Source organism: Nocardiopsis halotolerans DSM 44410 (genome assembly GCF_000341065.1).
Classification (GTDB): domain Bacteria; phylum Actinomycetota; class Actinomycetes; order Streptosporangiales; family Streptosporangiaceae; genus Nocardiopsis; species Nocardiopsis halotolerans.
The window spans coordinates 1-12866 of the sequence record NZ_ANAX01000011.1; the positions used below are offsets into that span (position 1 = coordinate 1).

At 71.6% G+C, this 12866-nt stretch carries 10 protein-coding genes and 1 pseudogene; 5 read left to right on the forward strand and 6 right to left on the reverse strand.

The genetic code is table 11. The annotated features are described in order from the left end of the window. From D455_RS0100660 to D455_RS0100680, 5 genes and pseudogenes are all read right to left on the reverse strand, one after another. Positions 1-559, reverse strand: a 559-nt coding sequence (locus D455_RS0100660) for a solute carrier family 23 protein (protein ID WP_017568833.1), incomplete at its 3' end; no start/stop codon positions are given. Positions 560-620: 61 nt separating this feature from the next. Beyond that, positions 621-3173 (reverse strand): xanthine dehydrogenase family protein molybdopterin-binding subunit, encoded by a 2553-nt coding sequence (locus tag D455_RS0100665; RefSeq protein ID WP_017568834.1) that lies wholly within the window; start codon positions 3171-3173, stop codon positions 621-623. Then, positions 3173-4513: pseudogene (locus D455_RS28780) on the reverse strand (8-oxoguanine deaminase). The gene D455_RS0100665 and the pseudogene D455_RS28780 overlap by 1 nt, the downstream one beginning before the upstream one ends. Continuing rightward, positions 4510-5025: a (2Fe-2S)-binding protein gene (locus D455_RS0100675; protein ID WP_017568835.1), complete on the reverse strand. Its 516-nt coding sequence runs from the start codon at positions 5023-5025 to the stop codon at positions 4510-4512. Before D455_RS0100675 ends, D455_RS28780 begins: the two are co-directional and overlap by 4 nt. Further along, positions 5016-5885, reverse strand: a complete 870-nt coding sequence (locus tag D455_RS0100680; protein WP_017568836.1) for an FAD binding domain-containing protein — start codon at positions 5883-5885, stop codon at positions 5016-5018. The genes D455_RS0100675 and D455_RS0100680 overlap by 10 nt, the downstream gene beginning before the upstream one ends. Before the next feature lie 278 nt (positions 5886-6163). Here D455_RS0100680 and D455_RS0100685 point away from each other — a divergent pair, with 278 nt between their 5' ends. From D455_RS0100685 to D455_RS0100705, 5 genes are all read left to right on the forward strand, one after another. Further along, positions 6164-7729, forward strand: coding sequence for a PucR family transcriptional regulator (locus tag D455_RS0100685; RefSeq protein WP_017568837.1), 1566 nt, complete (start codon positions 6164-6166; stop codon positions 7727-7729). A gap of 60 nt (positions 7730-7789) precedes the next feature. After that, on the forward strand, positions 7790-8491 hold the full coding sequence (locus D455_RS0100690) for a pentapeptide repeat-containing protein (RefSeq protein WP_017568838.1): 702 nt from the start codon (positions 7790-7792) through the stop codon (positions 8489-8491). Positions 8492-8721: 230 nt separating this feature from the next. Continuing rightward, positions 8722-9495, forward strand: a complete 774-nt coding sequence (locus D455_RS0100695; protein ID WP_017568839.1) for a tyrosine-protein phosphatase — start codon at positions 8722-8724, stop codon at positions 9493-9495. Between the two features lie 242 nt (positions 9496-9737). After that, positions 9738-10478, forward strand: a complete 741-nt coding sequence (locus tag D455_RS0100700; RefSeq protein WP_026122177.1) for a HEAT repeat domain-containing protein — start codon at positions 9738-9740, stop codon at positions 10476-10478. Then, positions 10472-11509: a HEAT repeat domain-containing protein gene (locus D455_RS0100705; protein ID WP_017568841.1), complete on the forward strand. Its 1038-nt coding sequence runs from the start codon at positions 10472-10474 to the stop codon at positions 11507-11509. The genes D455_RS0100700 and D455_RS0100705 overlap by 7 nt, the downstream gene beginning before the upstream one ends. A 180-nt stretch (positions 11510-11689) precedes the next feature. On the opposite strand, the gene D455_RS0100710 is transcribed toward D455_RS0100705, so the two are convergent. Beyond that, positions 11690-12613 carry an aminoglycoside phosphotransferase family protein gene (locus D455_RS0100710; RefSeq protein WP_017568842.1) on the reverse strand — a complete coding sequence of 308 codons (924 nt, stop codon included), beginning with the start codon at positions 12611-12613 and terminating at the stop codon, positions 11690-11692. Between the last annotated feature and the right edge of the window lie 253 nt (positions 12614-12866).

Consider the following 12866-nt stretch of genomic DNA (forward strand, 5'->3'; position numbering starts at 1 on the left):
GCAGTCCGCTGCCGTCGCCCTTGCTGACGAAACCGGCGTTGGTCAGACCGATCAGCGAGACGAACAGACCGATGCCCACACCGATGGCGAGCTTGAGGTTGTGCGGCAGCGCGTTCATCACGGCGGTGCGCACACCGGTCACGACCATGACGATGATGGCCACGCCCTGCCACACGACCAGGCCCATGACCTCGGGCCACGACATCACGGGAGCGGCCTGGTAGGCCACCACCGCCATCACGCCCAGGGCGGCGGCGCAGGCGATCGGCGCCCGGCCGACCACCCCCATCATGATGGTGACCAGTCCGGCGGCCAGGGCGGTCATGGTGGTCAGCTGGGCGGGGGAGAGGTGGTCCCCGTTGACGTCGGGGACCCCGCCGAGCACGACCGGGTTCAGGACGATGATGTAGGCCATCGCCATGAACGTGGTGAGTCCGCCGCGGACCTCCTGGCCCAGGGAGGACCCGCGTTCGGTGACGAAGAAGAAGCGGTCGAGCCAGGATCGAGCCGTGGGCTTCTGGGACCCGGAGTCGGAGCCGGCGTCCTTGAGTTGGGTCATGTCCCCTCCTGGAGGGAGATGAGCATGGCGAAGAATCACCATGGGTAAGGGGGTGAATGCTCTATGTGTCTGCCTGGGGGTGGGCACAGGACGGCGCTGTCCTACGGGGGCACCCGCACCCGGTGTCGGGGCGCCGACGAACCGGGGCGGGCGGTTCGGGGGGTGGTGGTGCGGCGGGGGGGGNCGTCTCGATGCCCACGATGTCCTCCGGGCGCACCGGCGCGTGCGTCAGCGCCTTCCCCGTGGCCGCGCGCACCGCGGCCACGATCGCCGGAGTCGAGGACAGCGTCGGCGGCTCACCGGCGCCCCGCAGCCCGTAGGGCGAGTGCGGATCCGGGTGCTCCAGCACGTCGATCCGCATCGGCGGCGTGTCCAGAATGGTCGGGATCAGGTAGTCGGTGAAGGACGGGTTGCGGATCTGTCCGTCCTTGACCTGCACCTCCTCCATCAGGGCCAGACCCAGACCCTGCGTGGAACCGCCCTGGATCTGCCCGGCCAGCTGCTGGGGATGCATCACCTTGCCCACGTCCTGGACCGCGTCCAACGCGATCACCTTGACCAGGCCCAGGTCCACGTCCACGTCCACCACGGCCCGGTGCACGCACATCCCGAACTGGGTGTGGGAGGAACCCTGACCCAGTTCCGGGTCGAGCATCTCGGTGGGCCGGTGGTGGTACTCACGGGTCCGCTCCACCACCGTGCCGCCGCGCGCCGACTCGCCCAGCAGGTCCGCGAGCGAGACCAGCGCACCGGCCGTGGCCGACACCAGCTTGCCGCCGTCCAGCGACAGGTCGGTGTCGTCCAGCCCCTCGGGCACGATCCCGCGCTCACGCGCCAGCGCGAACACCTCAGCGCGCACCGACGCGCACGCCGTCCGGACCGCGCCGCCGGTCATGTACGACTGACGCGACGCCGACGACGACCCCGCCGAACCGACCTGGGTGTCGGAGGGCGCGATGACGACCTTCTCCACGCCCAGCTCGGTCCGGGCGATCTGGCCCTTGACCGTCACCAGGCCCTGGCCGACCTCGGCCGCCGCCGTGTGCACCAGCACCACCGGCTCGCCGCCCACGATCTCCATCCGCACCCGCGCGGTGGAGTAGTCGTCGAAGCCCTCCGAGAAGCACAGGTTCTTCAGGCCCAGACCGTAGCCCACACCGCGCACCACGCCCTCGCCGCGGGTGGTGCCCGCCACCCCGCCCGGCAGGGTGCGCTGGTCGGTGGGGTCGGCCAGCTCGCCGCGCTCGGGCGGCATCGGCAGGTCCCGGCACCGCTCCAGCATCTCGGCCATGGGCAGCGGCATGTCGATCTCCTGGCCCGTGATGATCCGCGAGCCCTGCGACATGGCGTTCCTGATCCGCACGTCGACCGGGTGCATGCCCAGTTCCTCGGCGAGCCGGTCCATCTGCGACTCGTAGGCGAAGCAGGCCTGCACCGCGCCGAACCCGCGCATCGCACCGCACGGCGGGTTGTTGGTGTACACCCCGTAGGCGTCCACCAGCACGTTCTCCACCTCGTAGGGTCCGATGCCCAGGGAGGAGGCCACGCCCACCACGGCCGGGGTCGCCGACGCGTACGCTCCGCCGTCCACGATGATCTCCGCGGTCGCGTACAGCAGCGTGCCGTCGGAGCGCGCACCGTGCTCGTAGCGCATCTTCGCCGGGTGCCGGTGCACGTGCCCGTAGAAGGACTCCTCGCGGTTGTACACGAACTTGACCGGCTTGCCGGTGCGCAGCGCCAGCAGGGCCGCGTGGATCTGCATCGACAGGTCCTCGCGGGCACCGAAGGCACCGCCCACACCGGCCAGGGTCAGCCGCACCTTGTCCTGGGGCAGCCCCAGCGCCGGGGCGATCTGGCGCTGGTCCACGTGCAGCCACTGCGTGGCCACGTACAGGTCCACCCCGCCGTCCTCGGCCGGGACGGCCATGCCCGACTCCGGGCCCAGGAACGCCTGGTCCTGCATGCCGACCTCGTACTCGGAGGTCACCACCGCGTCGGCCTCGGAACGCAGCCGCTCCAGGACCTCCCTCTCCCGCTCGGACGAACCCGCCACCCCGGCGAACGCACCCGTGCGCACCGGCTGGTAGCGCAGCCGGTTACCGCGCGGGTTGTACTCGGGGTGGTCGGGGACCGTGCCCGGCTCGTGCACCTGCGGGCAGTCGGGGTCCAGCGCGGCCCGTCGGGAGTCGCTGATCGGCTCCAGCACCGCGTAGTCCACTCGTATGCGCTCCATCGCGCGCCGCGCCGTCTCGGGATGGTCGGCGGCCACGATCGCCACCGGCTCGCCCTTGTAGCGCACCTTGTCGAAGGCCAGCACCGGCTGGTCCTGGTACTCCAGCCCGTAACGCTTCTCGCCGGGCACGTCCTCGTGGGTGAGCACCGCGTGCACCCCCGGCACCTTCAGCGCCTCGGTGATGTCGATGCCGCGGATCTCGGCGTGCGGGTGGGGGCTGCGCAGGGTCGCCCCCCACAGCATGTCCTCCATCCACATGTCCGAGGAGTAGGCGAACTCGCCGGTGACCTTCAGGGTTCCGTCGGGGCGGCGCGGACTGGCGCCCACCCCGTCCCGGGTCGTGCTGGTCAGGTCCGTCACGGTACGGGTCGTCGCCGCCATCAGCGGCTCACCTCCTGCATCAGGGTGCGGTGCGCCGCACGGCCGCGCGCGGCGGCGTCCTCGGCGGACAGGGTGCGCAGCTCCCCACGGTCGACGACGGTGCCGCCGCCGACCCAGAGCCGCTCCAGCGGCGGGGGNGATCGTCGATCACGTCGTAGCCGAACCCGTCCACCCGCCACAGGGCGATGTCGGCCAGTTTGCCGACCGTCAGCGAACCCAGTTCGGCGTCACGGCCCAGCACCCGGGCGCCGCCCAGGGTGGCCATCTCCAGCGCCTGGCGGGCGGTCAGGGCCGTGGGCCCCTTGCGGGCGCGGGCCATCAGCAGCGCCTGGTGCATCTCACCGGCCAGCGGGGTCAGCTCACTGGAGGCCGGGCCGTCCACGCCCAGACCCACCGGAGCACCCGCCGCCAACAGCTCGGGAACCCGGCAGATCCCCGCGCCCAGACGGGCGTTGGAGGTGGGGCAGTGCGCCACACCGGTGCCCGTGGCCGCGATCCGGTTGATCGCCGCGTCCGACAGGTGCACCGCGTGCGCGAACCACACGTCCTCGCCCAGCCAACCCAGCTTCTCGGCGTACTCCACCGGAGTGCACCCGAACTCGGCCAGGCACTTCTCCTCCTCGTCGAGCGTCTCGGCCAGGTGGGTGTGCAGCCGCGTCCCCTTGTCCCGGGCCAGCACCGCGCTCTCCACCATCAGCTCACGCGAGACCGAGAACGGTGAACAGGGCGCCACCGCCACCCTCGTCATCGCGTCGAAGGAGGTGTCGTGGTGGGCGTCGATCGCCGCGGCCGTGCCCGCCAGGGCCCGCTCCAGCGACTCCACGACGCCGTCCGGCGGCAGTCCGCCCTGACTCCGACCCCGGTCCATCGACCCGCGGGCCAGGTCCAGGCGCACCCCCACCTCGCGGGCGGCCTCCACCTCCGCGGCCACGATGTCGCCACGGCCCGAGGGGTAGACGTAGTGGTGGGGGGGGGNACCCCGACAGCGCCAGGTGGGCCAGACCCGCCGAGGTCGTCCCCGACACCACGTCGGCGTCCAGGCCGCCCCAGATCTCGTAGGAGCCCACCAACCACTCGAAGAGGGTGCCGTCGGCGAACAGCCCCTGCGTCGCCCACTGGTACAGGTGGTTGTGGGTGTTGACCAGGCCCGGGGTGACCAGGCACCCGCGCCCGTCCACACGCTGGACGTCCTCGGACCCGGCGGGGGCCGGACCCGCGCCCACGGCGGCGATACGGCCGTCACGGACCACCACGTGCCCGTCGGTGTACTCGGCGCCGTCCACGGTGACCACGTGGGCGCCCTCGACGGCGAAGGACCGACCGGTCCCGGCTACGCTCATGCCTCGCTCCCGGCAGCGGCCCTGCGCGAGGCGGCCAGGCGCACGGCGTCGATGATCTTCTCGTATCCGGTGCACCGGCACAGGTTGCCCGCCAGCGCCTCACGGATCTCGGAGTCCTCCGGCGCGGGCCGCCCCGCGCCCACCGTGCGCTCCAACAGGTCGTCGGTCTGCACCAGCAGACCCGGGGTGCAGAAACCGCACTGGACCGCGCCCGCCTCGACGAACGCCTCCTGCACCGAACCCAGTTCGCGGTCGGATCCCTTACCCGAGCCCTCGGCCAGACCCTCCACGGTGCGGACCTCGCGGCCCTGCGCCTGCCCGGCGGCGATCATGCACGAACACGCCGTCACACCGTCGAAGTAGACCGTGCACGAACCACACTCGCCCTGCTCACAGGCGTTCTTGCTGCCCGGCAGACCCAACCGCTCGCGCAGCACGTACAGCAGGCTCTCGCCCGGCCACACGTCGTCGGCGGTCACGTCCTCGCCGTTGACGTTGAAACTCACGCGCATCGCGTGACTCCCTTCCGGTAATCGGTGACCGACCAGCTCAGCGCGCGGCGCGCCATCACCGCCAGCGCGTGCCTGCGGTACTCGGCACTGCCCCGCTGGTCATCGATGGGACGGGCCGCCGCGGCGACCAGTCGGCCGAACTCACGCACGACCGGCTCCGCGAGCGGACGGCCGTCCTCCCAGTCGAACTCCCCGGCCAGAAACTCCTCGGCCGCCTCCGCACGCAACGGCGTGGGGCCGGCCGACCCCAGCCCCGTGCCCACGGCTTGGCGCTCGGTGTCCAGGGCCAGCGAGAACGAGGTCACCGCGATGACCATCGCGTTGCGCGTGCCGATCTTGGCGAACTGCTGGGGGCCCGACGGCTCGGGCAGCAGCACCGCGGTGATCAGCTCGTCCTCGCGCCGCGCCGTCGTGCGCAGCGACAGGTAGAACTCTCGGGCGGGCACCCGGCGCCTGCCCCGCACCGACGCCAGCTCGATCACCGCGTCGGTGGCCAGCAGCGGCGGGTGGGACTCCCCGGCGGGGGAGGCGCCGCCCAGGTTTCCGCCCACGGTGCCGCGGTTGCGGATCTGCGGGGAGGCCACCGACCGGGACGCCCTGGCCAGGGCCGGGGCGCGCTCCGACAGGTGCTCGATCACCCGGGTGTAGGGCACACCCGCGCCCAGCCGGACGTGGTCCCCGTCGGGCCCGAACTCGGTCAGCTCCGGGATCCGGGTCAGGTCGATCAGGGCGGGCGGTCGCCTCTTGTCGAAGTTGAGCTCCACCATCACGTCGGTGCCGCCCATGATGGGCACCGCCTCAGGTTGGGCGCTCTTCGCCTCAAGTGCCTCCTCCAGCGTGGAGGGGCTCAGGAACTCCATGATGGTCCTCTTGTCGCCACGTTCTCGCCGCCGCTCACACGCGGCCGGCGCGGTCTGTCAGTCCCCGCGTCATCCCTGGTGAACGGGTGATGCTGTGAAGTACACCACTGGAAGTGCGGTCCCTGCCAGCAAGTGATGACATGAAGTGGGCGCGGAACGAACGGTTATCGTTGGGCGTTTCCTACAAGTCCTGCGGGCGGCGTCCCGGGGAACCCTCCGCACCGCCGCTATCATCCGTGGGCACTTCACCCGCCCACACGAACACACGAAGGACGTTCATGCGGATCAGCGAGCTGCTCGCGGTCAAGCGGCTGCACCTGAGATTCCTGACGGGGAGCGAGCACGCGCACCGCGCCCTGCGGTGGGCCTACACCACCGACCTGCTCGAACCCGCCCGCTACCTGCGCGGCGGCGAGTTCGTCCTCACCGGGATGATGTGGCGCACCCGCCCCGAGGACTCCGAGACCTTCGTGGCCTCCGTCGCCGGGGCCGGGGCGGTCGCCGTCGGTGCCGGGACGGCCCTGGGCGAGGTCCCGCCTGACCTGCTGGAGGCCTGCCGCGCCCACGACCTGCCCCTGGTGGAGGTTCCGCCGGAGACCTCCTTCGGCGCGGTCACCGAGGAGGTGATGCGCTCCCTGACCCAGCACCGCTTCACCACCATCGCCGAGACCCGCGACCGCCACCGCCGCCTCATGGCCGACGTCGCCGCCGGGGCCGACTTCCCCCGCGCCTTCGCCGAGGCCGCCGCGCAGGCCGGGCGGGAAGCCTGGGTCATCTCCTCCACGGGCCGCCACATCGCCGCCTCCGACCGGCCCCTGCCCGGGGGCGACCGCGAGTGGATCGCCGCCAGGGCCCTGACCGGCTCGTCCTCGCCACAGACCGTCCGTCTTCCCGAGGAACCGGACCGGACGTTGACGATCCTGCCCGTCCAGACCCGCGAGTCCCACCCCCTGGCCGCATGGCTGGTGGCCTGCGCGGGTGACCACACCGCATGGAGCGAGGAGGAGCACGAGACGGTGGCCGAACTCGTCTCCATCGCCGTGCTCGCCCGCAGCCGCGCCGAGGAGCGCGCCCTGGCCGACGCCCGCCACCTGGAGGGACTGCCCCGGCTGCTGGCCGCCCAGCGCTTCGACGAGGTCACCGAGATCCTGCGTGGCACCGGGCCCGCCGGGGGAGGGGAAGGCTGCCAGGTCGTCGTCAGCGCCGTGATGCTGCCCGAGCCCCGGGTGCCCGACCTGGCCCGGCGTGTGGTCACCGAACTGGTCGCCGACCGCCCCGGCGCGGTCGTCACCGGGGACGAGGACGCCCTGGCCTTCGTGCCGGTGGCCGGGAACGACGTGCGCGCCCGTGCCGAGGATGTCCGCTCCGCCCTGGTCCACCGCGCCCGCGTGCTGGAGGGCGGACTGCTCGACCACCGGCTCGCCATCGGCCTCAGCTCCGCGGTGCGGGGCGTGCCCGACCTGCGCGGCGCCGCGGTGGAGGCCCGCCACGCCCGCCGCCTGGCCGAGCTGCGCGGGGGCCGGTCACGGGTGATCGCCGGGGCCGAGATCGACTCCCACGAGCTGTTGTTGGCCTCGGTCCCCGAGGAGGTCCAGTCCTCCTACAGGGAACGCCTGCTGGGGCCGCTGCTGGCCTACGACCGCGACCACCGTTCGGAGCTGGTGCTGACCCTGGAGCAGTTCCTGGCGCACTCGGGATCCTGGCAGCGCTGCGCGGCCACCATGCACGTGCACGTCAACACGCTGCGGTACCGGATCGGCCGGGTGGAGGAACTGACGGGACGGGACCTGAGCAGCCTGGAGCACCGGGTGGACCTGTTCCTGGCGCTCAAGCTCCGCGACTGAGGGGGGAGCCCGGGCGGGTCGGGAGCGGAAGTGTCGCCGCCGACCGCTAGGGTGCGCGCCATGACTGCTGACCTCGCCCTCCCCGAGACCGTGGACGCGGACCTGTCCGGCGCCGATCTGCGCGACCTGCTGTCCGAGCCCCTGGACGTGCCACGGGTGTTCACCCGCTGCGACCTGTCGGGGGCGAACCTGTGTGACGCCGATCTGGTCGACGCCACCTTCCGCGACTGCCGTCTGGACGGGGCCCGTCTGGAGCGGGCCGTCCTGGAGGGGGCGGTGTTCACCGGCGGCAGCGCGTCGGGGGCCGTGTTCGCGCACGCCGAGTGCACCGAGACCCGGTTCGAGCGGGTGGACCTGGCCAACACCCGGTGGCAGGGCGCCCTGCTCACCGACACGGCCTTCCAGGGCTGCCGGATGACCGGGGCGGGGCTGACCTCGCTGCGGGGGATCGGCTACACCTTCGCCCACTGCAACCTGATGCTGGCCCGCTGCAAGGGCATCGCGCTGCGCGGGCAGACCCTGGAGGGGCTGCGTCTGGACGAGGCGGACCTGGCCAGTGCCGACCTGCGCGAGACGGTGTGGGTGGAGTCGCGGTTGCGCGGGGCCAACCTGGTCAACGTCAAACTCATGGGTGCCGACCTGCGCGGCGCCGACCTGGGGGAGCCCAGCCTGGAGCAGGCCGGTTACCTGCGGGGGGCCAGTATCAGCCCGGTGCAGGCGGGCACGATCCTGGCCGCCCTGGGTATCACGGTGGTGGACTGAGCGGGGAGGCGCCACGCACCGAATCCACGTCGTAGAGTCCACGGTCTTTTCCCCTGACGGAGTAGCGGAAGGGAGAAGGTGCACAGCGCGATCCGCACGCCATGACGTCGTAGGCCGTCTCGTGCGTGGTCGCGGTGTCCACGTGTGCGGTGGCGTCGGACACGGTGCGCTGTCCGGAAAGGGACCAAGGCCCTTTCCTTCCTGTCCGGGGTGGCGTACTCCTGGCCTTCATGGGAGACAACAGGAGAGTCGCGTGGCAGGGCTTCTTCAACACCCGGGACCTGGGCGGCCTGCCGGCCCGCCACGGTCGGACGACCCGACCCGGTGCCTTCGTCCGGTCCGCTGACCTGCGCTTCGTCACCGCCGAGGGCTGGGAGGCCGCTTACGCCGACGGGGTGAGGACCGTCGTGGACCTGCGCAACCCGGACGAGATCCGGCCGACCGACGAGGACCTGACCGGCGGGGGAGGGTCCGCGGCCTTTCCCGCCGAGTCGTCTCCCGTGCCGCTTCCCGCGGGGATGACACGCGTGGAGGTGCCCCTGGACGATGTCGAGGACACCCTGTTCTGGCGGGACCTCAACCGTCGGGGGTTGAACGGGACCCCGCTCTACTACCCCCTTTTCCTCGAACGCAAGGGTGAGCGGTGTGCCGAGGTGGTCACCGCACTGGCTCAGGCCGGTCCAGGCGGTGTCCTGTTCCACTGCGGGGCCGGACGCGACCGCACCGGTCTGGTCGCCCTGCTGCTGCTCGCCCTGGCCGGTGTCGGGGCCGACGTGATCGCCGACGACTACGAGCTCTCCACGGCCGAACTCGTCCCGCTCTTCCAGGCGATGGGGTACCGGGACCAGGGGCCGGTGATCGCGGCCGTGCTGTCCGAGCGCGGTCTGACCCTCCGTGACACCGTCCTCGACGCGCTGCGGGGGTTGGACGCGTACGCCTACCTGCTGGAGGCGGGGGTCCGTGAGGAGGACCTGACCGCCCTCCGGGAGCGGATCCTGAACTGAACGCCCGGACTTCCCGCCCGCGTCTATTGAATCTACGCCGTAAAGGTGCCTGCTTTTCTCTTAACCCCAAGATCGTGAGAACAACCAAACCACCCGTTCCTCGGGTCCGGACACGGTTCCACCCGCGGACCCGCGCGATGAATGATCGGCACACGGTGCCCGGACGGATCCCGTGACCAGCGGGTTCACCGATTCGCCGGTCACGGGCTTGACCTTGTCACCGTGTCAGGGTCTTCACTTGGGTGTTGGAGGTGGTTCCGATCAACACGGCCAGCACGACCTCGCGGAACACCCGCGTGGCCAACGCCCTGTCCGCCAGGGGCACGTCGGTCCGGCTTCAGGCGGCCCTGGCGGCCGGCTCGGACCCTGACCCCGCGCTCCTGGAGGCGCTCGTCGAGCGATGCGCGGTCGAGCCCGACTTCTTCGTGCGGGACATGCTGTCCTGGGCGCTGACCCGCCTCCCGCCGGAGGTCACCCTGCCCCGGATCCGCCAGGAACTCGACTCCGAGCGCGTCCAGGCCCGCGGCCAGGCGTTGCACCTGCTCTCCAAGATCGGTGACAGAAGCACGTGGGCGTGGATCACCCGCGACATGCTGCGCGACTCCAGCGACCAGGTCGCGCGGACCGCGTGGCGCGTCGCGGCCGTCCTCGTGCCCGAGGAGGAGAGGAAGAGCCTGGCCGACGAACTGGTTCTGCAACTCGGCCGCGGCGACCGCGGCGTGCGGCTGAGTCTGAGCCGGGCCCTCGTCGACCTCGGCGAGGTGATCGAGCCCGTCCTGGAGAAGGCCGCGGAGCACCCTGACCCGGAGGTGGCCGCGCACGCTCGTGCCACCGAGCTGCTCCGGCGGGACCCGGAGACCGGTTTCGACGCGGCCGTCGAAGAGGCGGAGCGCGTGGTCGCGCTCGGCCCGGAACGGGCCGCCGCCGCTGCCGCCGCGGTCGCGTCGGCGGACACCGAGACGACGGAGGCCGCGGATTGCTGATCGGTGATGTGGCCCGCCACTCCGGGGTGAGCGCTCGGATGCTCCGGCACTACGACGCGCTGGGGTTGGTGCGGCCGACGGGTCGCACCGTCGGCGGGTACCGCGAGTACTCCGCCGAGGACGTCCGCAGGATCTTCCACGTGGAGAGCCTGCGGTCCCTCGGGCTCTCGCTCAGGCAGGTCGGGCGCGCGTTGGAGGACCCGGACTTCACGCCGTCCGCCCTGGTCGGCGATCTCATCCGGTGGACGCGGGAGCGCATGGAGCGGGAACAGGAGCTGCTCGAACGGCTCCGTGCGATCGACGCTTCGGCGCCCACCGACTGGCGGGACGTCCTGCGCATGGTCGAACTCATGCGGGAGCTCAGCTCGACCAGCGCCGCGCGCAGGAACCAGGCCGTCCTGGCCCGACCGGAGGACGTGCCGGTTCCCGCCGAGCTGCTGGCGGGTGCGGTCCTGGTCGAATCCGACCCCCATGTCGCGGGTGCTCTGCGCTGGGCGCTCGCCCGGTCGGGTGGTGACGGCGTGGCGGCGCTGGGCGCGGGTGCGCGTTCGGAGGACGTCGGCGTCCGGCGGCGCGCGGTGTTGGCGCTCGCCGAGATGCCCGGGGCTCCGGGGGCGGTAGCGGTGCTCGCGGACGCTCTGGGGGATCCGGACGCGGTGGTGCGCAGGCATGCCGCTCTGGCTCTGGGTGGGCATGGCGTGGACGCGGCCGTGCCCGTGCTCGTCGGCATGGTGGTCGAGGGTTCGCGTGATGTGGAGGCGGCGGAGGTTTTGGGGGCGCTGTCCCGGGGTTTGGGGTGTGCGGACCGGATCACGGCCTCCTTGGTGGGTGAGCTCGCGGTACCCACCGCGGATTCCGCGACGCGGATCCGTCTCACCCAGGCGTTGGTGGAGATCGCGGGAAGTGCGGTGCGGGAGGTGTTGCGTCAGTTGGCCGACGATGACGACCGTGCCGTCGCCCTCGTGGCCTCGGCCCTTGTGGGGGTTGTCGAGGAGCGTTCTTCCGAAGACGGGGTCGACGGGGGCTCCTGAGAGCGTGGGGGCGTGGTGGTGTCGGTTCCCCGTTGGGGTTTTCTGGTCTGGGGTGTGCGGTTCGAAGTTCGGCGGAAGTTGTTTTCTCCGTGGGCTCGGGGGTGTTCGTTTCGTGGTCGGCCGGGGCGGTCGTGCCGCCCCGGGGTCCGGTTCCGGGTCGGTGGTTCTCGGTGGGCCGGGTCAGCGGGTGAGGGCTTCGGTGATGGTCATGGGGACGTCGGGCAGGGTGGTGGTGCCGTCCTCGATCCTCCAGACGCATTCCTGGAGTGTTCTGACCAGGGTCCAGGCGTGGGCGCGGTCGCGTGGGATGCCTGCGGCTTCGGAGACCAGGTCCAGGCGGCGGCGTGTCTCGCGGTGGGGGTCGCCGGTGGCCAGGGTTTCCTCCCAGCGGTTGTGCAGGATGGGGAGGAGGTCGAATCCGGGGTCTCCGGCCAGGGGTTTGGGGTCGATGGCGAGCCAGGGTTCGCGGTCGGTGCCGGGTAGTGGGGCGAGCACGTTCTCGAAGTGCAGGTCCCAGTGCAGGAGTTGGTTGCCTGCTTCGGGTGCCATGTCGTGGGCGTGGGCGGCCAGGTTGGTCAGTTGGTCGCGTTCGTGTGCCGAGCGTAGGCGTGGGGTCAGGTGTTGGGCTCGCTGGACCAGTGTGTGGGTGATCGTTTCCAGGTCGCGCATGCCGTGGGGTGCTGGGTGGGAGGTGAGGCGGGAGAGGAGGAGGCCGATGGTGGTGAGGGCCTGGTCGATCTCCAGGGTGTTGAGGTTGCGGGTGGGGTCCAGGGCCTCCAGGAGCATGGCTCCGTTGGTGGGGTCGTGTTGGAGGAGGCGGACGGCGCCGTCGCCCGCCCAGGTGCGGAGTGCGTGGGGTTCTCCTTCGCTCTCGTCGTCGATGGGCAGCACTTTGAGCATGGCTTGGCGGCCGTCGGCGCGGTGGACCGGGATGACGAGGGAGACGGCGCCGTGCAGGGGTGGGGCGGCGGGGCGCAGGTTCCAGCGTCGCAGTTGGTGTTGGGCCAGTCCGGGGAGGGCTCTGGTCCATGCGGGGCCGAAGAAGCGTGTGAGGGAGTGGGCCAGTTCCTCGGGAACGCGGATGTGGTGGGTGTCGTCGTGCATGGGTGTTTCTCCTTCGTCGTCGGGGTGGTGGTTGGCGAAGGAGTGTGGGGGAGCACGTGTCTAGCGCATGTCGGGTGCCTCGCGATGGTGGTCGTGAGTGTGATGTTATCTGGGGGCTTTTATCCGGGGAGGGTGATGGGGTCTTCTCCGTAGATGCGGGACCAGGGGCGGTGGCCTGGTCCGACGGTGAGCGGGGTGGGGGTGGGGGTGGGGGCCAGGACCTTGGCGGCGACCTCGGCGAAGGTGGTGGCGG